Here is a 24,265-nt window from a genome sequence, read left to right on the forward strand (position 1 = left end):
AGCGCCTGACCCAACTGGAGGTTGTACACCTTCGCGTAGTCGACGGCGCTCTGGTACAGGATCAGCTTTTGCTGACCATCCACCGTCAATGGGTCTGGCTGTCGTAGGTCAGACCGTTAATGAAGCGTTATCGCTCATGTCAACGGGTGCCCCATACAAATGGGAAAGCTAGATTTTTAAAGAACTATCAAGGATGGCGATACGCCATCCCACTGCACATTCACTCGAAGCTACAAGTGATGCTTGGCACGTCTAGTTACTATTGGCTTTTTTCACTGTGCCTCACGAGTGCCTCCACTCGCTGTCTCAGCCTTTGGGTAATCCAACTCTTGCTCAACATGGCGCTTAAGCCCTCGCGTACAATTTTTCTCATGGACTACTTACTCGCTGGCTAGGTATCCGCTTGCAACCACATCACGCGCAGTTTTATGCAGACGCTCCCTAGCAACATAGCTTAACTGGCCAGATGAAAATCTCCACCCCGAGAATTCAGCCGCAACCTCGCGGCAAACTTCATAGATATCATGTTTAAACGCCACCACGACATCGAACCTCATTGTTCGCAAAACCGAAACTTGAGTTTGCTCCAAATCCCCTGGCGGGCATCTCCAAATGGAAATTTCTGGCTCCGCATCTCTCACCTTTAATGAAGCAAGATCGCCAAGTTGTGGCAGCGAATTGACTCGAAATACCGGATGAATCCGCCCACTCCCAAGTCAGACTATTTCCACTAGGACTCGCGCTGTGTGAACTAGCGCCTTACATGTGCAACCGTATCCTCGTCAATAGGCGACTGGAACGCTGCGGTAGCAGCAGCGCCTGTTACAGTAGGCTTTTTCATTTCCCATGATATTTCTGGGCAATTAGGTTGTCTTTTTGCACGACAACATCAAGGTCCGCAGAACCGAGACTTTTCGCAGGAGACTGATCCGTTAACGATACCGGCGTTCCTGATTCACAACTCAGTCCCGCGAACCGTTCCTGTGTAGCGATAATTGGGGGGTACCAACGTTACAGAGCGCACGACGTCAACCCTGATAGTCCTCAAACTCCCACGAAAAAACTCGCGCGAGCTTGCTTGCGATGGCATTCCAGTCAGCACCCGCGCATTCCACCACGTAATCGTGGATGTATTTCTCAATGACTGACCTATCGTACTCTCGAACAATCAGCATGTGGCGCCCCCAGCGGGGCTCCCATATCGTCTGACGAAGCCATTCCGGAGTGCACACGCACAACTCAAAATCGTCTGCCCCTGGGGCCCCGTCGACCCCAATTCGGATGCGAACATTCAATGAAAAGCAAACCGTGTCATCTGGCCTGAACCCGTCAAGATTAGCCTCATCACTGGCAATGCTTTTTACAACTGCATGCATCCCTCACTCCTTAGTTGGTCACATTGAGGTGACCGTTACCAATTTTCATACGTTGCCCCGTCACCGAATTGACATTGTAGGTTTCGAAGTTCGCCTGCGTACCTGTTGTTGCATAAGATGATGTCTTTTGCGTAGGGAAACGGTAAACGCGAGTTCCATCTGCGCTGACCAACCCCGATCCGTCGCTCGTCAGTTTTGCGCCATCACCAACCCAAATCTTCCCGAGTTTGTTAGCCTCCGCAACTGTTCCACTCCCGATCGAAAAGTTCACGTTGCTTGTCCCGCTCCCATTCACTGCGGCGGCTAACCTCGGATCCTGCGCAGCAATTTCGGCTAGGTTCTGATTCGCAAGTTGACTCTTCAAACCTTGGTAGCTGGCCGCGTTGGCTGCACCTTCAGACGTTGCAGATGTATTTGTGGCACTCCCACGATCTGGGCCCGAGCCACCCGCGTTGCGGCTGGTCCCGCTACCACCACTATCACTGCTACTCGACAGAATTGCATTGCCCGGAGGCGGCCCCGATGGTGCCGGTACGGGCACCATCATCATGCCGCAGGCCGTCCCTCCGGACAGTAAACACAGTATCGCGCCGAAGGCAACCACGACTGCAGGTGCACTCGGACGCCCGGTATTCGATCCGCCGCCATCGGGATCAAATTGGCGATTCGGATCCGTCTGCGCATCACGCCCATTCTGCTGCCCGACCGAAAGGAAATGCCGAAGCCCTCGCTCGGTATCACCAATCGGATCGCTATAGGTCCATTTCGCCCAGTCGACTACGGCATCCCAAGATTGATTCAGCAAGCCGCCCTTTTTGGCCGCATCCTCGGCGTGATTTCCCGAGTTGTTCAGCGCTTCGTTCTGAGCCGCCGCCATTCCGCCCTGGACGTTCTGCCCCAGCACGCCAGCCATGCCACCGCCTGCCAGTCCTGCAAAGGCAGCCAGCATGGCCTGCTGACCCGCGTCCAGCGGCGCCCCCGTCGGATCGATCGCTTTGATGATGTCCGGCGCCAGCAAGGCACTGGTCACTCCACCAATCGCACCACCACCGCACCCGGTGCCCAGTGCCGCAGAACTGGCGCAGCCCAGCAACGCGTGCGCTGCATAGTACGCAGGCCCCACCAGCGTGCCGTTCGCGTTGAGATTCCCAATGCCGTACGCTGCTATCGCCGCCAAATCGTTCACAGCGCTATCACGCAGATTCGTCAGGAAACTGCCGCCGTTGATCGCGGTGTTGACACCCGCCTTGATGCTGGCATCCAGCGCCAGCGCAGCCAATTGCTGGCCCAACGTGCCAGTCGCAGCGCTAGCCTGCGTCAAGCCGTCACCAACGGCCTTCGTGCCCGACAGCGCCGCAATGCTCCGATCCGACGCCACCGAGCTCAGGCTGTCCACCGTCCCCAGCGTGCCATCTGCACCAACCGTGATTCCTTGTGTGAGACCCGCCGTCAGTGCCGACGTAGCCCCCGCCTTGACCAACGCCCCGAAGCTGAAACCCATGCCGCTGCTCGTCTGCTGCATGGCATTGGTTGTCATCGAACTAATCGCCGCCTGAGCCATGGCCTGGCCCACGGTCAGGGTCGCGCCCACCCCGGCATACGCGGCCATCGCCGCGCCGCCCGTCATGATCCCGATGGCCACCATCACCACGCCGGCGAACAGTTGTCCGAACCAGCCTTCCGAGCGCACAAAGGTGTCCGTGTGCGTGCTCGTCACCGCCTGCATACCAGCCTGAACCGCCGCAGCCACCCGCGCAGCCTCCGCCGCGCTCATCGTGCCGTCCGCATTCAACTGCGCAACGACACCATTGATGTTCTGGATCTGCCCAGCGATGCCCGCCGCGTTGGCCGCAAACACGAACCCGCTATTGGCCTGCCCTTGCTGCCCCGTCGTGCGCGCCCAGCCGTCCTCGATCGGCTGCCACGCCGCCGTCATCTCCGCCGCGCGCTGCTCGTTGATGATGGTGGTGTTGCTCGTCAGCGTGCCGTACGAACCCAGCGTGCCGGTATTGCGGATCGGGCTGTCGGCCAGCAGCTCAAGCGACTTGCTCGCGACGATGCTGCCGCCCGGCTCGATCCCGCTGTAGCCCTGCGGCAGGTACACCTGCGGCACCAGCGCGCTCACCATCGGGCATGCGCCGCTCAGGCAGTTCGGGTCCGGCACCTGCTGCGTCACGTACCACAGCATCGGCTTGTCCAGCGCGGCCAGCTGGCCCGGCGTCAGGGCCTGGCCCAACTGGATGTTGTGCGCCTTCGCGTAGTCGACGGCGTTCTGGTACAGGATCAGCTTCTGCTGGTCGTCCACCGTCAGGTGGGTCTGGCTGTCGTACGTCAGGCCGTTGATGAAGCTCGTGCGGCCGGTCTGCGCAAGGGCGGCCTGGTCCAGGCGCTGGTTCTCGGCTTGCGGGTCGTAGTAGAACGGTGTGCTGCCGGGGCGCAGGTCGGCCGGCAGCGCGTTGATCAGCGTCTGCGGGCCGACGCCGCCCAGCACTGCCGTGGCGGGGCTATTCGACAGGTATTGCGCCGTGGAGCCGGACGCCGTCGGCGCGCTCATCGCCGCGCCATCGAGCGGCGTATTGAAATGCCATGCCACCGCGCCACCGCTCTGGGTCGTCACGACGACGGGGTTGAACTGCCAGCGCCCATTCGCCGTGCCTGGGTTGGACGGGTTCGGCACGCCCTGCTGCACAACCGTGGTCGGACCGCTGAAGGTGTCCGGCGTCCCCGTCACCGGCAACTGCGCATTGGCGGTACCGATCGGGCCCAGGCTCACCACCTGCCGGCCGCTGGTGGGCGGTGGCGTCTGGATCGACGGGTTGGTGATGCCGTTGGTGATCGTCGCGCCCGAGAGCGAGATCGCCGTGCCCTCGATGTTGCCGCTGTTGACGATGGCGCCGCCCGAGCGGATGGTCAGGTTGCCGCCGCTCACGTATGAGTTCAGCGCGCCGATGGTGGGCGCGTTCTCGGCATTGGCGTTGGTGCCATTGCGAAGGTTGCCGCCAAAGGCCCGCTGGCAACCGGAGATGTCGCCCGCCGAGTCGCAGCCCCAGCGATCGCTCGCGTTGCTGTCCTGGTCCAGGAACATCCAGTGGTAGTACTGGCGCAGGAAGACCGGGCTGTTATCAAAGCTGCCCGTGGTGATGGTGTTGTTGCCGCCGGCCACCATGGCGCCGCCGTTGTTGCGCACCGAACCGGCGTTGACGGTCAAGTCGACTGCGGCGAGGATCATGCCGGCGTCACCGGTGGCGGTCTGCGTAGCGGTATCGCAGTTGCCGCTGCCGCTCTTGCCGCATGGCCCGACATCCGAGCCGTGGCTCTGGTGAACCGTGGTCGTCGGTGCGGCCTGGTTGACCAGGCCATTGGCGGCATTGATCGTGACCGAACCGGCCTTCGATTGGATCGTGCCGCCCGTGTTGGTGACAGTGGGCGCCGTGATCAGGACATTCCCGGCCGCGGTGATGGTGCCGGTCTGATTGGTCAGTTGGGCGGCGTTGGCGGTCAGCGTGCCGCCCGCCACGATGCTGGCGACCTGCTGCTTGGGATCGATGACGTCGTACGTCGGGCTGTCCCACGGCCCGGCGGCAGCAGCGCCAAAGAAGCCGTTGGAGACCGAGTTGGTACACGTTGCGGGATTCCCGACGCAGCCGGGCAGTGTCGTGCGATTGACCAGCTGTTGGCCGACATTGTTGACCGACCCACCCAGCGCGACGTTGCCGGCGGCGGCGATCTGCCCGCCGTTGTTCAGCGTGCCGACCCGCGTCAGGTCGATGTTGCCGCCGGCGGCGATGACGCCTTGCTTGCCTGCGGCCTGCTGGAAAGTCGTCTGCGCGGCGGGCGGCGTGGCGGTGAAGCCGTTCACACTGCCGGTACCGTCGGAGGTGTAGTTCAACCAGATCCAATGCGGCTGAATCAGTCCCTGGGTCGGATTGCAATCGCGGTACCCACACCCTTCACTGAGCACGGCCAGCGGCCCCGTGTAGAAGGCGTTCCAGCCGAGCTGGGTCGCCAGTTGCCGCATGAAGGCATTCAGCGTCGCCTGATCGATCGACTCAGTGATGGTCTTGGTCGCGCCCGCCGAGGTGCCATTGTTCAGCGTGCCGACCGTCATGCTCAGATTGCCAGCTGCACTGATCCGCCCGCCGTTGTTGGACAGGGTGGAGGCTGTTACCGCCAAGTTGCGGCCAGCCTGGATGACGCCGGCGACCCCATCCTGCGTGGTCGTTTCCGTACGGGTGACGGTCGGCAGCGTGATGAGCGGTGCCATCTTGCCGGCCGGTGCAGCCCCCGTCGTGGAGGGCGGCTCGCCAAAATGCCACAGTTCCATCGATTGGGGGGACGCACCGTTATCGCCTCCGCCAGTGCTGGGTGTGTAGATATCAATCGCCTGATAGGCCGAGATCACGCCACTGGCGCTAGGCTTCAGATCGCCGATCGTGATCGGGAAATAGAATGGGCTGTATTGGGGGCCATCGTCTGCCGTCCCCCCGACCGAGATCAGCACCTGCTTCTGTCCGATCACGATCCGCGACAGGTACGTCGGGTTGACCTCCTGCCCCGTCACCACGGTCGTGCTGGCACCACCCGACGCGGTCGCATCGTTGATGATCTGACCTGCGGACAGATTCACATCGCGCCCCGCGCCGATCGTGCCGCCCTGGTTCAGCACGCTGCCCGACACGTTGACGTTGATGTCGCGGTTGGCCTGGGTCAGCGCGCCAGCATTGTCATAGCCGGCCCCGGCAATCTTGACGTCATTGAGCGCTTCGACCGTGCCCCGGTTGGTGGTGGCACCCGTGACAGACAGGTCATGATCGGCGTGCAGCGTCGCGCCGGCTGCGTTGTTGATGCTGTCGCCCACGACCGCCAGGTCGTTGCCAGCGATGATCTGCCCGTTGTTGGTCACCGCACCGTGCGTGCTCAGCGTCAAATCGCCCGCGTGCTGGATCGAGCCAGTGTTGGCGATGCCGTTGGCCGCGTTGATGGTCGCGGTCTTGCCGCCCACGGTCCATGCGCCGGTGTTGGCGACAGCGCCGACGTTGTAAGTCAGCGCCCCGTTGGCGTTGATGGTGCCGAGGTTCGCGCCGTCAACAGTCTGGTTCCGCAGGTTGATCGTGGCGTTGTTGCCGGCCAGGATTTGGCCACCGGCGTTATTGAAGCTGCCGTTCCCGCCGGACACCGTGGCGCTCAGGTCGCCTTGCCCAGCCGTAGTGCCGGACGGGCTGCCGGCGAACATCACGCCGTTGCGGTTGCTCGTCAGCGTGTTGGCGGCCACGGCCAGCGACTTGGTACCGAGCAGCGTGCCGTTCTGGTTGCTGAGCGTGTTGTCCGCCGTGACGCTGACCGTCTGGCCGCCGATCAGGCCGGCATTGGCCACATCCGTACCGTGCACGCTGGTCGTCGCACCGCCCAGCGTGCCGCTGTTGGTGATGGTGGAACCGGTGACGGTCAACGTGTTCGACGCCGTGACGGTGCCAATATTGTTGACCGCACCGCCGGTCAGCTTCGCCGACCCCGCGTTGATGGTGCCGGCCGTCGTGACACCTTGCGCCCCGGTGGCGGTGAGCGTGCCCTTGATCTGGCTGCTCTTGCCGGTGGCCCCCAGCGCGACGCTCGCCCCGCTCAGGGTGGCATCCCCGCCGACAACAGGCAGTGCCGCCATGGCAAGACGGTTCCCGGCCGTCGCGGTCAGATTGCCCACCGCCTGGCTGCCCCCCGTGCGGGCAATATCGCGGCCCGCGGCAAGGGTGGTGCTGCCGACGCTGGTGGTGGTGCCTTGACCGGCAATGTCCTGCGCGGCGGAGATGTTCAGGTTGCCCACCGCAGCGGATTGACCGTCGACGGCCACGCTTCCCTGGGTCGCGGTCAGCGCCGTATCCCCACTGGACTGCGTCGTGCCGGAGACGGTCACATCCGTCCCGGTCAACACGGCGCTACCGCCGTGAGCGATGACACTGCCGGTAACGCCGATGGCGCCACCGCCCGATTGCGCCGTCACCCCCCGCGTGGCATACACCGTGCCGCCCAGGGCGACACCGCCCTGCCCGCTCGCACTGACGTTACCGCCCGCAAGCACGGTACCCGCAGTCGCCAGCACCCCCGTCGCGGTCAGCTGGGTGTCGCCACCCGAGGCCGTACTGCCCAAGAGGAGGAGATGACGGCCGGCGGCCGCCGTTGTCGTGGTTCCCGCCGTGACGGCGCCGGTGCTCGCGATGCCGATGTCCCGGCCACCCGTGAGCGTCGTCGCGCCCACGCTCTGGACCGCCCCCGTGACGGCAACATCCTGCTTGGCCCCGATCGTCAAATCAGTCCCGGTCACGAGCTGCCCGCCAACCGTCGCATTGCGCGCAGCGGCCAACGTCACGGAGCCGGGCGCCGAGACCTTGCCGCCCAGAGCGATGTCCCCATTGGCACCGCCGGCCGTAGCCGTGATGCCGCCACCGGAAATGAGCGACCCCGTGGATGCCACCTGACCGTCCATGGCATCGAGCCGGATATCGCCGCGGGAGGAAACCGTCCCGTCCACACCCAGGTTGCGGCCAGCCGTCGCGGTTGTCGTCGCGCCCGCCGTGACGGAACCGGTACCGGCGACATGGAGATCGCGGGCCGCGCCGAGTACCGATGCCCCCGTGCTCTGCACCGCGCCGCCGATCGCGATGTCGCGGCCGGCCGTCAATCGCAGATCGCCGCCCGTGGTCAGCGGACCAGCAATGGAAGCGTCGCGCGCCGCGTTCAGCTGGATGGTGTTCGGAGACGACACGTTCCCACCCAGCGTGAGATCGCCCGTACCGCCCGTACCCTGCGCCGTCACGGCAATGTTGGCCGCGTTCAGGTTGCCGCCCAGGTTGACGCTCTTGCCCGCGCTCACGTTCAGCGCCTTGGCCGCAGCCAGATCGCCCGATCCGGCAACATTGCCGCCCGCGCTCACCGTCACGTTGTTGCCCGCCTGCGCTGCACCGCCAAGCGTCACGTCGCCGCCCGCCCCGATCGTCACGTCCTGCTGCGCTCGGACGGCGCCGCTCGTGCTCACCGACCCCGTCGTCGTAATGCCGGCGGTCTGCTGCCCGTACACATTGCCGACGCTGACATCGCCATTGGCATCGATATTGACGTTGCTGGTATTGGCCGCCAGGTCGCCGGCGGCGCGCACGCCCAGCCCCTGCGCCGTCGAGATCAGCTTGATCTGCCCCGCCGTCATCGCGCCGAACGCCGTCGCGTCGATCGCCAGGCCGTTCTGCGCGCTCGCGCTGTTGGCCGCCGCATTGGCGCCCGCGCCGCTCACCTGCCAGTCGGAACCCGCCCGGCCCGTGCCCGTCGCCACCGGCACGACCTGCTGGTTCCCCGCGATCACGTTGATCTGATTGCCCGCATACAGCGGCGCATTGACGCCCACCGTCTGGCCGATCAGGTTGATCGCCCCGACCGTGCCCTCGATCCCCGCACCGGCCGTGGAGCCCGCCGCCGGGTCGATCTGGATGCGCCCGCTATTGACCAGGAAGCCCACCGCGGTGGCCTGGTCGAATGAAACGTTTGCGCCGCTGCCGTTCAGAAACTGCGGTGTACCGCTGGACAGCGTCACCCGTGGCGTGTTCGTAAACCCCGCGCCCTGCGTATAGATGCCCGCTGGCGCGGAAAAGATCACGCTGGCCGGCGTGCCGAACACCTCCACCGTGCCGTTGATGCGGATCGGATCGGTGCCCGTGACCTGCGTCAGGATGGTCGAGGCCGGGCCCGACGTGGCCAGGTTCGCGTTACCGCCGACGTTGCCGCCCAGGAGCGTGCCGCCGCCGGCCAGGCTGTTGTTCAGGATCAGGCCGATGCCATCGACCGTCAGCGAGCGCAGCAGGTTGTACGACAGGCCGCTCGGGTTCGGCGTCGTGACGTTCACAACCGGTACGCCCCCGCCCTGCCCCGTGGTCTGCGTGAGGGTGGGCGTGAAGCGGATCGGCGCGGTGGGATCGGTGATGGCGCCAGCCTGCGCTTGCCGCAGGCCCCAGCGCACCAGCAGGCGGCCTGTGGTGCGCCACGATGTGAATGGGCTATCGACGGTTGTGCCGTGCAGTGCAATCGTGGCGGCGCTCTGCCGGGCCGCCTGCCAGGAGACCTGCACCGGGCCGAGCCAGCTGATAAGCGCAACGGCGGCAGCAATGGACCGTGCCACGAACGAGCGCCTGGCGCGGTCGTGCCGGCTGGCGGTGTCTGCGGTACCTGCGCGATCGCAGTGTTGTTGTGCAATGGCACACGGCTGCTCCAACGCAGCGCGTGCGCGGGCCGTGACCGGCTGGCGCATCGATGAAACTCCCCGAACGTCTTGTTGTACGGGGTGGCTTCGTGGCGGCCGGTCTGCCGGCCGTAGGCACCCCTATTTAGACTTGGGGAGGATCATAGCGAATCACAATGTGAAGGGCATCCCTCGAAATCGTGAAATTCGATGAAATAGGAATGAAAAGAATGGACATCTGATCTTATGAATTCTTAATCCATCAGATCAGCAAGCTGATCCCGGCCGACACGCTCGCGCTGCCCAAGCTTGCTGGTTGGTTCGATCACTACAGGCGCCGGCAGATGCTGTCCAGCCAAAGACGTTCGCGCCGTGGGGATAGGTGAAGCGTGGTTTGAACATGCAGATGTCACGCATCAAATGCATCACGAATGGCCAAGCTCACAGTGGCCGTCGTCTTGATTGCCCGCCACGAACCCATCCTCGCCGAGATGCCAACAAATGGAGTCAAAGGGTAGTGCCAGGTAAGGGAGCGGGTGCGTAGCGAATCAGGCGAGTAGCTTACAGAGCGGACATCGCTGGCATACCACTCCCCGGAGCATTATCGCCGGCCACTGGTGCGCGCAATGCTACTACCTGTCGCGCATCACTCGGGACGAGACCCGGCGCAAGCGCCGCTACGAGGTGGTCGAAGTCTGACCCCGAACCGCCACCAGTCGCGGCTATACAGCACGCTCTTGTCTGCGACGGTAATCGCTTGCTGCACCGCCGCTTCCCGCCTGGTGCGTTCACCTTGACTCTATTCCGGGGTTCCCCAAGACTGTCGCCGTCATCGAACGACGGTGACCGGGAGTGATACCCCGAACAACGCGCGGCGACCGGCCGGCGTCCTATCCGCAGCAAGCATGCGCGCTTACAATGTGCATCGCGGGCCGGGCGGGGCAGCCTTCGGGCTGGCCGGTATCCTGTTGGCCGGTTGTCACCCCCGCTGTCTGGCCCGTCCTTCACGTGACAATGAGCGGCGGGCCTTCAACAACAGGAGGCCTCAATGGCTAACGTTCGTGCTCGTCCTGAGCAACCAGTTCTTCCCATCAGCTTCTCCACCACCATTCATCCGTGCTTACCGAGCCTTGTGCTTTGTGGCGCTGGCCGAGCCTTTTCTGCCCCCGTTGAGCAAACGGAGGCGATGCATGCGTGAGCAGAAACGTTCCCCACAGACCCTTGCGCTGGCGCAGTTGTGCGAGCTGGTACATCGGTTGATGCCGGAGCACAGCAGCAAACGCACCGTGCGCACCAGCGCGGCGACGCTGCGCCAGTTGGAGACGACCGGCACACTGATCTACACAACGACCGAAGACGCGTGCGCGCGTCTGCTCAATGTCAGTACTGGCCTCATCGGCATCCTGCAGTTGCTCGACTTGTGGAGCGACCGTGCTTGGGAATGTCGATGCCTGCACTGCCTGCTGGTGCCGCTCAAACTCGAACTGGATGACGCATTGAGCGACATTCAGAAGATGCTGTAGCGCTCGGCATCCGAATGGATCAGTGGCCGGTCCACCCGGCCACATTGGCGCTTATTCGAGGTGCCCAATCACTTCAAGCTGCTGCTCCCCGCTCTCGAAGACGCCGAGCCATGCATCGCGCTTGCCGGGGAAGATTTGCCGGATAGCCAGCGTGAAGCCGTCGCAGCCGCTCACCGCCGTGTTTGCGAAATCGCTGGTCTCAAATTGCGCTGCGCGTGCCAGGGTCACGGCTACGGACCGCATAGCGTATTCAAAGAGGTCGAGCAGTCGCTCCTGCAGCATGACGTCTACGTTGCTGGACAGCACGTCATCGATCACAGGGGTTTTGAATCGCATCGACTTGGACATCTTGTACTCCGGTGTGGTTGGTGTGATGACATGAACGCGCTGTTCAACACAGAAGCCAAGCGTCACCTCAGTTCAATCGCAATAAAGCCACTTCTGCCTCGCGACGTGCGGCGAGCCCCGGCAGCACCTTGCCGCCACCATAGACCCAGCGGCGCAGCTCGCTTGCAGCAGCGGACCAGTCGCGCTGGTTGACCCGCCGCCGCAAGGTCGAAGTCTGCAACCGCCCCGCCCCCAGGTTGAAGGTGAAGTCCACAATGGCGGCGAGCCGGCCCTGGGGCTCGGCGGCAAGCACGGGGCAGTAGCGCAGCGTCGCGTTGAGCGCTGTCACGAGATCCGCCGCCAGATAGACTTCGGCCTGGGCCTGCGTGATGGGCGGGTGCGTCGGATCACAGAGGTGACCGTAGCCAACTGTCCAAAACCCGGCAGGACAGACATACGGCTGAGCCCGGGTGGGGTCGACCCTCGCCACCCTATGAAATCCCTCGAAATGCTTGGCCAGTTCGATGGCCGGTAGTGGGATGTTGGTCACGCCAAGCACCCCCAGGTTTCACGGCGTTTGATCTGGTACAGCGTGGTTCTGCCGATGCCGTACTGCGCACAGATGAGCCGAGGTGGGCGTGGATCCTCGCGAATCGCCAAGACCTCCGAGGCCCTCAGCTTGGCTTTGGGATGGTGTTCGCCCTTGGGCCACTGGCGACGGCCTTTGCGCACCATGTCCAGAATATTTTCTCGCTGGGTAGCGATAAAGATGTGCCCTGGATTGACGCAGGCGCGGTTGTCGCATCGGTGGCAAGCCACCATCCCGTCAGGTATCGGGGCAACGCAAAGTTCATAGGCAACGCGGTGCGCGCGCATCAGGGGCTTGCCGCCGTCTGCGCCAATGCTTCCGTAGCCTCGTGTGTCGATGGAGCCGATCCACGGCCAACACTCGTCCGGCCCTCGCTTGTCGACGTTTTCCCAGAAGCGCTCGGCCAGTGGTCGCCTCTGGCGTCCCTTATGCCTGACCACCGCGCCGCTCCCACACTCTCGAGATGAACCAGAAGTTCAAGATGCCTGCCAGCAACGCCTGATCTGCTTCCGACCAGGCGGCCAGCAACGCCGGGCCGAAGCCCACACCGGCTTGCGCCGAGCCGCCGAAGGTCGAGAGCTTCACGCCCGTGTACATCAGGACGAATAGATAGGTCACGACAGGCCTGACGGTCGTCGACAATGCGTCAGCCCAACGTACTCCCGTCTTCTCGCCCTGCGCCGTGATGGAGTCGCGCAGCGCCTCGATGGCGCCTGTGTTCCACGCGGCATCGGCGCTCGCACCGATCTCGGCCATGCGCTGCGCGCCACGCAGCTTCTCGAACTCCAGCGCCTTGTCCTGCATCGCCAGCTCGTGGCCGCGCTCGCCCTTGCGGTCGAGCCACTTCAGGAGTCAAGGGGCCAGACGGAAAGTCCCGCCCAGCAGGCCGCCCAAGAGCGTCTCGATCATCGCGCCCCCTTGAACAGCTCGAACTTGATGATCGCCCCGGCCACCAGCGCCAGCACCAGGCCGGTCGTGATCATCCGGACCATGGTCTGCCAGGCGGTGCGCTTGGCCTCGTTGAAGGCGTCCAGCAAGCCTCGCAGCTCGCGGATATCGTTCGCGGCGTTCTCGCCCTCCAGGCCCACTTCGGCCAGCGCCGCACGCACGCCGCTCTCGGCGACCCGCTCCAGCAGTTCCTCGAATTCGGCGCGCGGCATGGTCACCATGCCATCGGCCACCATCGGTACGTTCATTGATGTGCTCCAAAAAGACGAAACCCGCCTCAAGGGCGGGTTCCAGTTGCAAAAGGGAAAGGGGATTCAGATTTCGATGTCCACGGTCGGCAGCGTCGGTGCGGGACCAACGACCTCGCTACCGCGCACGAACAGGCGGTCACCGGGCTCTCCGGCGCCTGTAACGCGCACAAGCCCGCCACCCAGCAGTTGGACGGTGACCGTGCCGTCGTTGTGACGGGTCACCACCGCGCCGACCAGTAAGGGGGCATCCGGCAGCAAGTCCTCGAACTGCCGCCACAGATTAGGCACTTGTCTTCTCCTGGGTCATGAAAGGGACATTGCACTGGCCCATATCACCTTTCTCTCTACTGAACCAGTGCAATAGGCTGCCCAATGAATTCAATAGATACTTAAAACAAAACTAAAAATTTAGTCTTTCTCGGAACCAAATTTCGAGCAAAGAGTCGCTGCGACCTCTGATCGCAGGAAAGAGCTACACCACTAGCCGCGAATCCAAAATTACTCGGACATCCCAATTATGGTGCATAAAACAAGGCAATCAGGGGCGTTCGTAAACAAACACATCTCTTCGCCAAAATTAAATTCCAATCCAATGTTCATGGATACTTTTTATTGCCGTCCCAAGAAATGATTTTTAATCACAACTCCCCTGGCAATAGCCAAAATAACTACATGAAACGTATTAGCAGCAAGCTCAGTAGCATCGCCCATAAATTGAACCCGACCCACCAGTCGGATGGATCGTCCAGTTCTTCGCGCGAGCGGCGCAAAACATCCGCGCCCGAAAGCATGCGGCAGGCATTGCCCAAGCGGGCCGTAACGGTACGTGAAGCCACCTCTGACGACTCGTGGCCGTCTTCGCCGGAACACTCCGCTCCCTCCTCGCCCACAGCGGCTTCCTCGCCGCCGGCGGACTTCTTCCACAATCTCCAACCATGGATTCCAGAGAATGCGCCGCCGGTGAATTGGGAGGCGCGACACGGCTCCACGCAGCATTCGCCTGCCCGCGAACAGTGGTCTCCTCCACCTGCGGATTTCTTCCACAACGTCTCTCCGTGGATTCCCGACAATGCACCACCGGTGTATGGCTATAGCGCCTCGCAGCCACCCGCGCACTATCCACCTACCCCCGAACAGCCGGCCTCACCGGGAGCAGGCTTTTTCAGCAACCTCAGCCCATGGATTCCGGACAACGCGCCCCCGTTCGACTGGGAAGCGTACGCACGGAACCATCGTCGGAATTGATCCCTGCTGAAGGACGCTTGCCTCAGAGTCCGTTGCGGCGCCAGGCTCCGATTGGGTTCATGCGCCATCCCGGCGAAGAGGACACGATCAAAATCTGACGCCGCATCAGCGTTCCAATCAACGCCGAATGCAATGGAATCCCTGGGCATCAGGGACGGCTACAAGTAATGGCGCTCGACCTCGATGGTCTGGCGCACGCTTAGGGATTCCGTCCATTCGGCGCCGATGCTGGTGGCACGCACCAGGCCATGCCAGGTCGAGCCGCCCTCGCCCACCGCAAGCATCAGACCAGGATCGAGCAGGCCGAGCGTGTTCAGCATCGGCAACTCCAAGGTCACCCTGGCCTGCCGCCCCACGTCGGCCAGGATCGAGCGGCCCCGCTCACGGGCGGCATCGGCGTGGGTGATCAGCGCATCGACCATCGTCGGCGCGACCAGATCGCCCGCCGAGCCGGCGCGCACCACGTGCCCGGTGACGCCCTGGCGCTCGCCGCAGACGTACACCGCGTTGAAGGTGGGCTTTTCCTGCCAGCGCAGGTTCAGCGTCTTGACCACGTCAATGGGCAGCGTCCGGTCAGGAACCTCGGCCGCCCAGTTCCAGGGCAACACCGGATACCGAGGCTTGGCCATCAGCGTCCGCAGCCGCGGATGGGCGTTGACGTAGCCACCGACCGATTCAACGATGCGGCCGATCACCCCTATCAGGCTCAGAGCCCGTTTGAAAATTCCCCGCGGTTGTGATGTAAATGCGGGATGTGGAAAAAAGAAGATCGAGAGCGTGAGGCGAAGCTGGCTCGGAAGACCAAGCGTTACCCGAGCGACCTGACGGATATCGAATGGGCCGCTGTGCAGCCGCTGCTGCCACGCGCGGCCGTGCGAGGCCGGCGTCGGGAGTGCGACTTGAGGGAGGTGGTCAACGCCTTGCGCTATCTGGTGCGAGCGGGCTGCGGTTGGCGCATGCTGCCGCACGACTTCCCGCCTTGGCAAACCGTGTATTGGTGGTTTCGTCGGCTCATGCGCCGCTTGCTGTTCCGCACGCTGCACGACGTGGTGCTGATGTTGGACCGGGAGTTGGCTGGGCGGCAGCCGTGCCCAAGTGCGGGCGTCATCGACAGCCAGACAGTCAAAGCGCCCTCGGCCGACAAGCGTGGCTATGACGCGGCCAAGAAAATCGTCGGGAGCAAGCGGCATATCGCGGTGGACACGGATGGACGGCTGCTGATGGTGAACCTGACACCGACGGACATTGCCGATAGCACGGGTGCGCTGGCGGTGCTGGAAGCGGTGAAGAAGCGCTGGCCAGGCATAAAACACCTGTTCGCTGACGGTGCGTATGACCGCACAGCGCTGATGGACAAGGCATCGACCCTCGACTTCGTGGCTGAGGTGGTGCGCCGGCACGAGCAGCAAACGGGCTTGGCCGTTCTGCCGCGCCGCTGGGTGGTCGAGCGCACCTTTGGGTGGATGGTTCGCTGGCGCCGACTCGTACGCGACTACGAACAGCGGGCAGACGTATCGGAAGCCATGATTCATATCGCGATGAGTGGCTTGTTACTGCGCAGAATCGCTCATCCTTGAATTTCCAAACGGGCTCTAAGAGGATTGGAATCACTGTCTCTTGTGCTCCGCCAAAAAGCTTGGTAGAAGTCGTGTGTCGAAAGAGTGCTGACCGGATGGTAGCCCGGTCGTCGTTCAACTGAACGGCAACTTCTCCCCTCGGGGTATCCGCGACACCCAGCCCGGCTTGCCGGTAGCGAAGGTGTGTCCGTGATTACCCCATTTCATCGTCGGCGCGCCTTCTTCTTGAAATAGAAGGACGTACGACCATGAAACTCACAGCCAATACAATCCTCATCACTGGCGGCGCGACCGGCATTGGCCTCGCACTTGCCAAACGACTCTCCGAAGAAAATCAGGTGATCGTCTGCGGCCGCAACGAGGTCGCTCTCCAGAAGGCGAAGGATGAAGTGCCGGCGCTAGTGACGCGCGTCTGCGACGTCGCCGACACGCTCAGCCGCCGCGAAATGGTTGAATGGCTGAAGGCGGAGCACCCTGCCCTCAATATGGTCATCAACAATGCCGGCATTCAGGCACAGCACGACTTCACCTCCAATCCGTCGATGGAGAGCCTGGATCAGGAGGTGGCGATCAACTTCACGGCCCCAATCCACCTGATCGCCGAGCTGCTGCCCACGCTCAGGCGGCAGGATAAGGCCTATATCATTAACGTCAGCTCGGGACTGGCCTTCTCGCCGATGGCCGATGTGCCGGTCTACTGCGCCACAAAGGCCGCGATCCACTCCTTCACGCTCAGCCTGCGACATCAGTTGAAGGCAACCGGCATCCGCGTAATCGAGGTCGCCCCACCGATCGTCGATACGAGCCTGGGCGGCAACACGCGCAGCGCCGGGACGGCCAACCGCATGATAATCACTGCGGACGAATTCGCTACCGAGGCCCTCGCACAACTCGAGGCAGACAAGGACGAGATCCTGGTCGGAGTTTCGGCCCAAACACGCCAGTTGGGCGAAGCAATGTTCGAGCGGATGAACAACCGCGCCTGAACTGTTTCGAAGGGTAATTCCATGACCATTCTGACAGTTGGCGCGGCGGGCGAAATTGCCCGCCTGGTGGTCCTGGGCGAGCGACTCTACATCCCATTGTTCCAGCACGGTCCCGCTGACCCGCTCGCTGCAGCTTAAGCTGCGCGGCGAAGATGGCAAAGCGTGCCTGGACCTCCTGAGACATCGCCTGGTTGAGCCTGTCCTGAGCAAACGACAGATCCGTCGCGGTGCTACGGCGCAGAGCGCGCTTTCTCGATCTCGCCTGCAAGCTGTTGCTGCGCCAGCTCAGTCGTACGCTGAGCCATCCGGTGCTGAAGAAAGGCAAAGTCGATATTCTTCAGCGCATCGCTTACCTCGGTGCGCGCGGTACGCTCCAGATCCGCCAGCGACAGTTCGGCCTTCTTCAGGCCGACCCGGGCAGCGTCTGGGACTTGTCCAGTGGCATGGAAAAGCTCAGGCCGACCGCTCGGTTGATCTGGCGGGTGGCCGTGCCAGTAGTGTTATCGCTCGTCCGATTCAGCCGTGCGTACAGATCCAGCTGGTTGCGCATGCCGTCTTCCGCCGCGATCACGTTGAACTGGTTTGCTATCACCGTGTCTCTCGCAAGCTGCAGATCGATGCGCTTGGCAAGCGCGTCCCGAATAGTCAGACCTTCGTTTTGCGTTGCCGGCGATAGGTAGGAGGTAAAGGAATCCGTGAGTGTCATGTCTGTGCGGTCGGCGTCCAGGTCGTACCTGCCGATCGCGCGCAGCAGTTGACGGCGGGCGACGCTCTCGGCCTGTTCGGACTGCGTCAAAGTCAAGTCAGCCTGCGCCACATCGGCATCGCTCTGCAGCAGGGCAATCCGGGCGATGCGTCCGGCCGCCAGCAGTGCTTCGTTGATCGCCTTGGCTTCGTTCGCCCGCTTCAACGACGCCTGCGCAAGCGCGACGTTCTGCTTGGCCTGCTCCAGCGAGAAGTACGCCATCACGCCGCTTAACACCACGTCGCGCTGGGTCCGCAGGAAGCCCTTATGCGCGCTCTCCAGCGCGAGGGCTGCCCAGCGCTCGTTATAAGTGCTGCCCGAGCCGCGCAAGAGCGGCTGCGACAGCGAGATCGACGTAATGCGGTTGCTGGTGTTTAGACTGGCGCCCAGGACGAAGCTAGCGCACCCTGGCCAAACGGTTGTACCGGCGCCCCTCCGACAACGAAAGCTGCGTACCCGAGCGTAGCTTCCACGTGGAAATCACATTGCCCGATGTTGCCGTACTGTGCGTGGTAGGCACGTCTACGACGGAAGCGCTATCGCGCTCAAGTTGGCTCGACAAGACAGTCTGCGGCAAAAACTCATGGCTGGCCTGCTCGGTTTGGTCGCGTTGCTGCTGCAAATCCAACTGCTGGGTCTGAACGATGACGGCGCGCGCCAGTGCCCCTTGCAATGCTTCCCGGATACCCAATCGGAAGACCGTCGGCGGATGTGCGGACGCAGCCTCGGTGTCGATGGCCGGCGGCACGGGGAGCATCGTGTCGGAGCCGCGTGGCTCGGCTCGTACCAGATGCTGCCCCGATTGAGAGGGCAAGCATCAGGGTATGGCTAAGAAATGCACGCATCGAAGATAGAGAAAGAAAGTGAAAGCGGCGTGCCAATCTAAAATTTGGTGGAGTCGGCGCGCCGGAGGGATTGCCGGGATTCGTTTAGAGCGCGTCCTGCCAGCCCGTGGGTTCAAGGTGTATCACGGCATTCCCAGGTAGTCTGGATGGTGTAGAAACTGGGCGCTTGGGGGTTCTGCTCAGAATATCGATAGGCGGTCATATTGACCGAACGCGTTGTTGGGTATTGAGCTCGACAGAGATTCCAGGCGGCGCCCCAGGCCGCTTTCCAAGCGTTTGCGCGTATCGGAGAGCCATTGAAGGGAGTGACGAACGACTGCTGCCCTACTGTTCTGGCAATAGCATTACTCGTGGGAAATGCCGCCATCAGCATCAACGCGGTCGCCGCGAAAACAGACGTAGTATTCCGTTTGAAATGAGAGGATTTCATATCGATTCCTATTATCTGCAACACCATAAAGAATGACGTTTAACTGAGCCCAGGCCGTGTCATAAAAACAGGCTCAAGGCACCCAGAAGAATTGGCTTTACCTTCATCGTTTGTCTCCCCACCATGATTTATATGGCCTCTCGCACAGCAGCACGCCTTGGGTGGAGGCCACGCACTCCATCTCCCGTCTCGTCAAGAAGACGCTTTAATGCAAGTGGATTGAAATCAAGGGCAATGTGGCGGGCACATGCCCTCGCCAGTCGGCATTACTCGGGCACCAGTTGTCCGGTGGGCTGCACTTGCTCCTGCCGATCGCGCTGGGCATCAGCCGCGTTGTTGGGCCGGATCCGGAACCAGATGGAGTACATGGCCGGCAAAAACACCAGGGTCAAGATCGTCCCGGCGAACGTCCCACCGATGAGCGTGTAAGCCAGCGCGCCCCAGAACACCGAATGGGTCAGCGGAATGAAGGCCAGGATGGCTGCCAATGCGGTAAGAATCACTGGACGCGCACGCTGGACGGTGGCTTCCACAACGGCTGTGAACGGATCCAACCCTTCCTCTTTGTTGTGCTGAATCTGCCCGATCAGGATCAGCGTGTTGCGCATCAAGATGCCCGACAGCGCAATTAGGCCGACCAGCGCGTTGATGCCGAACGGCTGCCCGAACAGAATCAAGGTGGGTACGACACCAATCAGGCCGAGGGGGCTGGTCAGGAACACCATGACCATCGCCGGGATGGACCGCACCTGGAAGATGAGAATCAGCAGGGTAACTGCCAGCATGATCGGGAACAGCGGCAGCATGGCCTTCGTCGCTTTGCCCGATTCTTCGATGGAACCCGCTTGTTCAATGCGGTATCCGCTGGGCAGTTTCTCGATGATCGGCTGAAGCTGCTTGCTGAGGGCTGTCGACACGTCGGGCGGTTGCAGGCCATCGGCAATATCGCCTCGCACCGTGATGGTCGGCATGCGATCGCGCCGGCGGATGATGGGCTCTTCCATGCGCACATCGATCTTGCCCACCTGCGAGAGCGGAACGCGCTGCCCGTTGGCGCCAGCCAGTGTGAAGTCGCCAATCTTGGCCGGATCAAGTCGGATGTCGCCGGCCGAGCGCGCGGTCACCTGCACGGTGCGGATGTCCTCGCGCACCGCCGTCACAGGAATGCCGTTGAGCAGGAATTGCAGTTGTTGCGCGACGGCGCTGGAGGTCAGCCCCACGGCCTGCAAGCGGTCCTGCTGCAAGGTGAAGTGCAGCGTAGGTACACGCATTCCCCAATCGGTATTGACCGTGCGCATCATCGGGCTGGCGTCCATGACTTGCCGGACATCGGCCGCGATGCGGCGCAACGTCTCCGCATCCGGGCCGGTCACGCGGTAGGCAACCGGGAACGGAGAATACGGACCGAACACGAGCTGGGTAACACGCACGCGCGCCTCGGGGGCAAGACCGTCGGCAATGGCCTGGCGCAGGCGCTGCTTCAATGCGTCACGTTCTTCCTGGCTGTCAGTGCGGATCACGATCTTGGCGAACGACGAATCCGGCAGTTCCGGCCCCATTGCCAGATAGAAGCGCGGCGCACCCTGGCCAACATACGACGTCACGATCTGGGCTTCCTTCTGTTTGGCGAGCCAAGCTTCCAGCTTTGCGGTGGCTGCGCTGGTCTGGTTGATCGACGTGCCATAGGGCATCTGCACTTCGACCAGTACTTCGGGTCGATCCGAGATCGGGAAGAACTGTTTCTTGACCACCGCCATGCCGAGGATGGCCAAGGCGAAGAGCCCGACGACCGAACCCGCGACCAGCCATTTGCGCGCAATCACACGCCCGAGCAGCGCACGGAAGCGGTTGTAGCGTGGCGTGTCGTAAATCGCATCGTGGCCGCCTTCGACCTTCTTGAAGTCGGGCAGCATCTTCACACCCAGGTAAGGCGTGAACACCACCGCGACAACCCAGGACGCAATCAGCGCAATGCCCACGATCCAGAACATGTTGCTGGTGTATTCACCCGCGGTGGATCGCGCAAAACCATTGGGCATGAAGCCGACAGCGGTCACCAGCGTGCCCGATAGCATGGGCGCCGCAGTGTGGCTCCACGCATAGGCCGAAGCGGCGACGCGGCTGTAGCCCTCTTCCATCTTCACCACCATCATTTCGATGGCGATGATGGCGTCATCCACCAGCAAGCCCAGCGCCAGAATCAAAGATCCAAGCGTGATGCGGTCGAAGTTCTTGCCTGTGGCCGCCATCACCACGAAGACCACCGCCAGTGTCAACGGCACGGCCGCGGCCACCACTAGGCCCGCGCGCCAGCCCATGCTGACGAAGCTCACCAGCATGACCACCAGCAGCGCTGCGAAGAACTTGAGCATGAACTCATCGACGGCAGCGCTGATGTTGACCGCCTGGTCCGTCACCTTGGTCAAGCTCATGCCGAGCGGCATGTCGGCGTTGATGGCGCCGACCTCCTTGTCGAGCGCCTTGCCAAGGTCCAGCCCGTTCCAGCCTTCGCGCATGACGATGCCCAGCAGCAAGGCAGGCTGCCCACCATTGCGCACCATGAACGTGGCCGGATCTTCATAGCCGCGCTTGACCGTGGCAATGTCCGACAGCTTCAACGTGCGGCCCTGCGATACAACCGGCGTATCGCGAATCTTCTGCAGCTCGTCGAACGCACCGTCCAGGCGGATGAAGACCTGCGGCCCTTTCGTTTCTACCGAGCCGGCCGCCGTCAGGGCATTCTGGTTGTTGAGCGCAGCAAACACCTCTTGCGGACTCACGCCGAGCGTCGCCAACCGGTCATGTGAAAACTCGACGTAGATGCGCTCCGACTGCTCGCCGATGATGTTGACCTTCTTCACGCCGGGCACGTGCAGTAATCGCTGGCGCAGTGTCTCCGCGTCGCGCACGAGCACACGTTGTGGTTCGCCCTGCGCCTTGAGCGCAAACAGCGCAAAGGTCACGTCCGCATATTCGTCATTGACCATCGGCCCGATCACGCCGGGCGGGAGGTTGGCCACCTCGTCGCTGACCTTCTTGCGCGCTTGATAGAACTCCTCCTGGACTTCCGATGGCGGCGTGCTATCGAGCAGGGTCAACGTGGTGAACGCCAGGCCCGGCCGGGTGTACGTTTCCGTGCGGTCATACCAGCGCAGCTCCTGTATGCGCTTCTCGATCTTCTCGGCGACCTGGTCTTGCATTTCCTGCGCGGTCGCGCCCGGCCACGCGGTGATGATGGTCATCACCTTGACCGTAAACGCCGGGTCTTCCGCACGGCCCAGCTTGAAGAAGGAAATGAGCCCCGCCAGAGAGATCAGGCAGATGAGGAACAGAGTGACGGCGCGCTCGCGCACGGCGAGCGCCGATAGGTTGAAACGACCTTGGCTCACAGGCGCACCCCCGCGATGGCAGTACTGGCACCCTGACCTGCCACACGGACTTGCTGTCCTTCACGCAGCAGTTGTGCGCCAAGCGCGACGATCCGGTCCCCTTGCTTGACTTGGCCCGCAACCCGAGCACCTTCGTCGCCGAGGCGCACGATGGTGACGGATCGCCACGACACCTTGGCCGGATCCCCCTGGATGACCCACACGCCGGGGCCCTTGCCAGCATCGAACACGGCACCCAGCGGCACCTGCAGATCGCCTTGCGCAGTGGCCGGTCGATCGGGAATCTGGATCGTCACGGTGGCGCCCAGCGGCGCATTGGCCAGTTCCCCATCCAGCACATAGCGTGCGTCGAAGGTGCGGGTAAGCCGATCGGCAGCATCTGACAGCTGCCGCAGCTTGGCAGGTACGCCCGAGCTTTCCCCACCGAAAAGCGTGGCCTGTGCGACAGAGCCAATCGCCGGCCGCAACGTTTCCGGCAACTGGACAACCGCTTCACGGCGGCCGGCGTGTGCCAGGCGCACAACAGCCTGCCCCGCGTTGACGACCTGGCCGGGCTCGGCCAGCGTTTCCACGACCACGCCGTCGCCATCGGCAAGGAGCTCTGCGTAGCGGCTGGCGTTACGCGCAACATCAGCCTGCGCTTCCGCCGCGCTCAACTGGGCTTTGGCCGCGTCCGCCGCAGCCTTGGCCTGGTCATAGGCCGAGGCGGAAATTGCGCCCGTTCCGCGCAGATCGCGGTAGCGGGCTTCGTCTTCCGCCGTCTGTTGCGCGCGTGCCCGCGCGGCGCTCACGGCTTCTTGCTGTGCGTGCGCGGCGAGCTTCAGATCGACCGGGTCGATGCGCATAAGCGGCTGCCCGCGCTTGACGGTTTGCCCCGCATCCACCAGCCGTTCCAACACCTTGCCGGGCACGCGGAACCCGAGGTCACTCTGCACCCTGGCAGCAACGACGCCCGTGAATGAACGCGATGCCGAAGCAACTGGCTGAACGAACGCGGCACGCACCAGGGGCGCCTCGGTACGCGGATCGGCGGGGGCCTTTTCGCCGCAAGCGCTCAACGCCAGCGGCAACGCACAAATAACGGTAGAGGTAACAAAGCGACGCGAAAGCATGAAAGCCCCATCGACGAGATGATCTGGGCCTTCATTCTGGTTCTTGTGACCAATTTAGTCAATGGTCACAAAGAAAAAATCTGCGCGTCAGGGAGAAAGACTCCGAAGCACGAGGCTGGAGAGCAGCCCGGGCGCACTTTCTGTGTAGTCAAAGCTGTACTGCAAAAGCAACGGATTCATGTACGGGCGCATGACCAGGTAGATAGCCGTCGTGGCCTCGTCCAACGGCGTCTTGCGCTCGAAGTCTCCGGTCTCCCGGCCCTCCTGCAGCACATCGCGCAGCACCTTCTGAATGCGCTCTTCGTAGGCGATTACCGCTTGCCAGCGCTCAGTCGCTGCCGAGGCCGCAATCTCGTACAGCTTGCGGTCGTGGGAAAACAGCCGAAGGCTCGCCTCAGTCAAGGCTTTGAACATGCGCCGGAGCTTTTCGGGCGGTGAATCGGCCTCTGCCAGGGCGGCACTCACGTCGGCCTCAATCTCGCGCAGGCAGTTGGCGCAAATCATCTCGCCAATGGCCTGCTTGGACTCGAAGAACTTGTAGATATAGGCCTTGGAAAAACCGATGGCCTTGGCCAGATCGGAAACGGCGGTCTTCTCGTAGCCGTAGCGGCTGAAGTGCTCGGTAGCGGCAGCAACAATCTGGTCTCGCACGTCATGGTCCGCCGGGCCGCGGACGGGAACGGGGTAAGGGGTGGTCTTCATGG

The 24,265-nt window shown here is 62.7% G+C and carries 17 protein-coding genes and 1 pseudogene; 3 read left to right on the forward strand and 15 right to left on the reverse strand.

Annotation, left to right across the window (positions count from 1 at the left end):
• Nucleotides 1-1,028: 1,028 nt before the first annotated feature.
• Both GO999_RS12020 and GO999_RS12025 read right to left on the reverse strand, forming a co-directional pair.
• Complete coding sequence (locus tag GO999_RS12020) at nucleotides 1,029-1,376, reverse strand: immunity 8 family protein (protein WP_211906246.1); 348 nt, start codon at nucleotides 1,374-1,376, stop codon at nucleotides 1,029-1,031.
• A 10-nt stretch (nucleotides 1,377-1,386) separates the two neighbouring features.
• Nucleotides 1,387-9,663 carry a two-partner secretion domain-containing protein gene (locus tag GO999_RS12025; RefSeq protein ID WP_249215022.1) on the reverse strand — a complete coding sequence of 2,759 codons (8,277 nt, stop codon included), beginning with the start codon at nucleotides 9,661-9,663 and terminating at the stop codon, nucleotides 1,387-1,389.
• 1,121 nt (nucleotides 9,664-10,784) lie between these two features.
• On the opposite strand from GO999_RS12025, the gene GO999_RS12030 reads away from it, so the two are divergent.
• Nucleotides 10,785-11,117, forward strand: a complete 333-nt coding sequence (locus GO999_RS12030; protein ID WP_011003078.1) for a DUF1484 domain-containing protein — start codon at nucleotides 10,785-10,787, stop codon at nucleotides 11,115-11,117.
• Between the two features lie 51 nt (nucleotides 11,118-11,168).
• On the opposite strand, the gene GO999_RS12035 is transcribed toward GO999_RS12030, so the two are convergent.
• From GO999_RS12035 to GO999_RS12070, 8 genes and pseudogenes are all read right to left on the reverse strand, one after another.
• Nucleotides 11,169-11,465, reverse strand: a complete 297-nt coding sequence (locus GO999_RS12035; RefSeq protein ID WP_019719020.1) for a hypothetical protein — start codon at nucleotides 11,463-11,465, stop codon at nucleotides 11,169-11,171.
• Between the two features lie 67 nt (nucleotides 11,466-11,532).
• A complete protein-coding gene (locus GO999_RS12040) occupies nucleotides 11,533-11,994 on the reverse strand; it encodes a lysozyme (protein ID WP_011003080.1) in 462 nt (153 codons plus the stop codon).
• Nucleotides 11,991-12,473 carry an HNH endonuclease signature motif containing protein gene (locus GO999_RS12045; RefSeq protein ID WP_011003081.1) on the reverse strand — a complete coding sequence of 161 codons (483 nt, stop codon included), beginning with the start codon at nucleotides 12,471-12,473 and terminating at the stop codon, nucleotides 11,991-11,993. The genes GO999_RS12040 and GO999_RS12045 overlap by 4 nt, the downstream gene beginning before the upstream one ends.
• Nucleotides 12,460-12,882: a hypothetical protein gene (locus GO999_RS12050; RefSeq protein ID WP_249215068.1), complete on the reverse strand. Its 423-nt coding sequence runs from the start codon at nucleotides 12,880-12,882 to the stop codon at nucleotides 12,460-12,462. The genes GO999_RS12045 and GO999_RS12050 overlap by 14 nt, the downstream gene beginning before the upstream one ends.
• A gap of 56 nt (nucleotides 12,883-12,938) precedes the next feature.
• The gene (locus GO999_RS12055; protein ID WP_071624189.1) at nucleotides 12,939-13,229 is read right to left on the reverse strand and encodes a DUF6127 family protein; all 291 of its coding nucleotides are present in this window, start codon (nucleotides 13,227-13,229) and stop codon (nucleotides 12,939-12,941) included.
• Nucleotides 13,230-13,295: 66 nt separating this feature from the next.
• The gene (locus GO999_RS12060; RefSeq protein ID WP_011003084.1) at nucleotides 13,296-13,520 is read right to left on the reverse strand and encodes a hypothetical protein; all 225 of its coding nucleotides are present in this window, start codon (nucleotides 13,518-13,520) and stop codon (nucleotides 13,296-13,298) included.
• A gap of 380 nt (nucleotides 13,521-13,900) precedes the next feature.
• A complete protein-coding gene (locus GO999_RS24720; protein ID WP_016724645.1) occupies nucleotides 13,901-14,158 on the reverse strand; it encodes a hypothetical protein in 258 nt (85 codons plus the stop codon).
• Nucleotides 14,159-14,635: 477 nt separating this feature from the next.
• Nucleotides 14,636-15,193, reverse strand: a pseudogene (locus GO999_RS12070) (hypothetical protein); the annotation flags it as partial.
• A 36-nt stretch (nucleotides 15,194-15,229) separates the two neighbouring features.
• On the opposite strand from GO999_RS12070, the gene GO999_RS12075 reads away from it, so the two are divergent.
• A complete protein-coding gene (locus tag GO999_RS12075) occupies nucleotides 15,230-16,054 on the forward strand; it encodes an IS5 family transposase (RefSeq protein WP_211906247.1) in 825 nt (274 codons plus the stop codon).
• Between the two features lie 248 nt (nucleotides 16,055-16,302).
• Complete coding sequence (locus GO999_RS12080) at nucleotides 16,303-17,040, forward strand: SDR family oxidoreductase (RefSeq protein WP_019717165.1); 738 nt, start codon at nucleotides 16,303-16,305, stop codon at nucleotides 17,038-17,040.
• A gap of 403 nt (nucleotides 17,041-17,443) precedes the next feature.
• Here GO999_RS12080 and GO999_RS12085 read toward each other — a convergent pair whose 3' ends face one another.
• The 5 genes from GO999_RS12085 to GO999_RS12105 form a co-directional block, all read right to left on the reverse strand.
• Complete coding sequence (locus tag GO999_RS12085) at nucleotides 17,444-18,115, reverse strand: TolC family protein (protein WP_249215023.1); 672 nt, start codon at nucleotides 18,113-18,115, stop codon at nucleotides 17,444-17,446.
• A 67-nt stretch (nucleotides 18,116-18,182) separates the two neighbouring features.
• Nucleotides 18,183-18,542 carry a hypothetical protein gene (locus GO999_RS12090; protein WP_016725028.1) on the reverse strand — a complete coding sequence of 120 codons (360 nt, stop codon included), beginning with the start codon at nucleotides 18,540-18,542 and terminating at the stop codon, nucleotides 18,183-18,185.
• 784 nt (nucleotides 18,543-19,326) lie between these two features.
• Complete coding sequence (locus GO999_RS12095) at nucleotides 19,327-22,449, reverse strand: efflux RND transporter permease subunit (protein ID WP_011003093.1); 3,123 nt, start codon at nucleotides 22,447-22,449, stop codon at nucleotides 19,327-19,329.
• Nucleotides 22,446-23,561: an efflux RND transporter periplasmic adaptor subunit gene (locus GO999_RS12100; protein WP_011003094.1), complete on the reverse strand. Its 1,116-nt coding sequence runs from the start codon at nucleotides 23,559-23,561 to the stop codon at nucleotides 22,446-22,448. The genes GO999_RS12095 and GO999_RS12100 overlap by 4 nt, the downstream gene beginning before the upstream one ends.
• Nucleotides 23,562-23,648: 87 nt before the next feature.
• On the reverse strand, nucleotides 23,649-24,263 hold the full coding sequence (locus GO999_RS12105) for a TetR/AcrR family transcriptional regulator (RefSeq protein ID WP_011003095.1): 615 nt from the start codon (nucleotides 24,261-24,263) through the stop codon (nucleotides 23,649-23,651).
• Between the last annotated feature and the right edge of the window lie 2 nt (nucleotides 24,264-24,265).

It is taken from the genome of Ralstonia nicotianae, from assembly GCF_018243235.1.
Taxonomy (GTDB): domain Bacteria; phylum Pseudomonadota; class Gammaproteobacteria; order Burkholderiales; family Burkholderiaceae; genus Ralstonia; species Ralstonia nicotianae.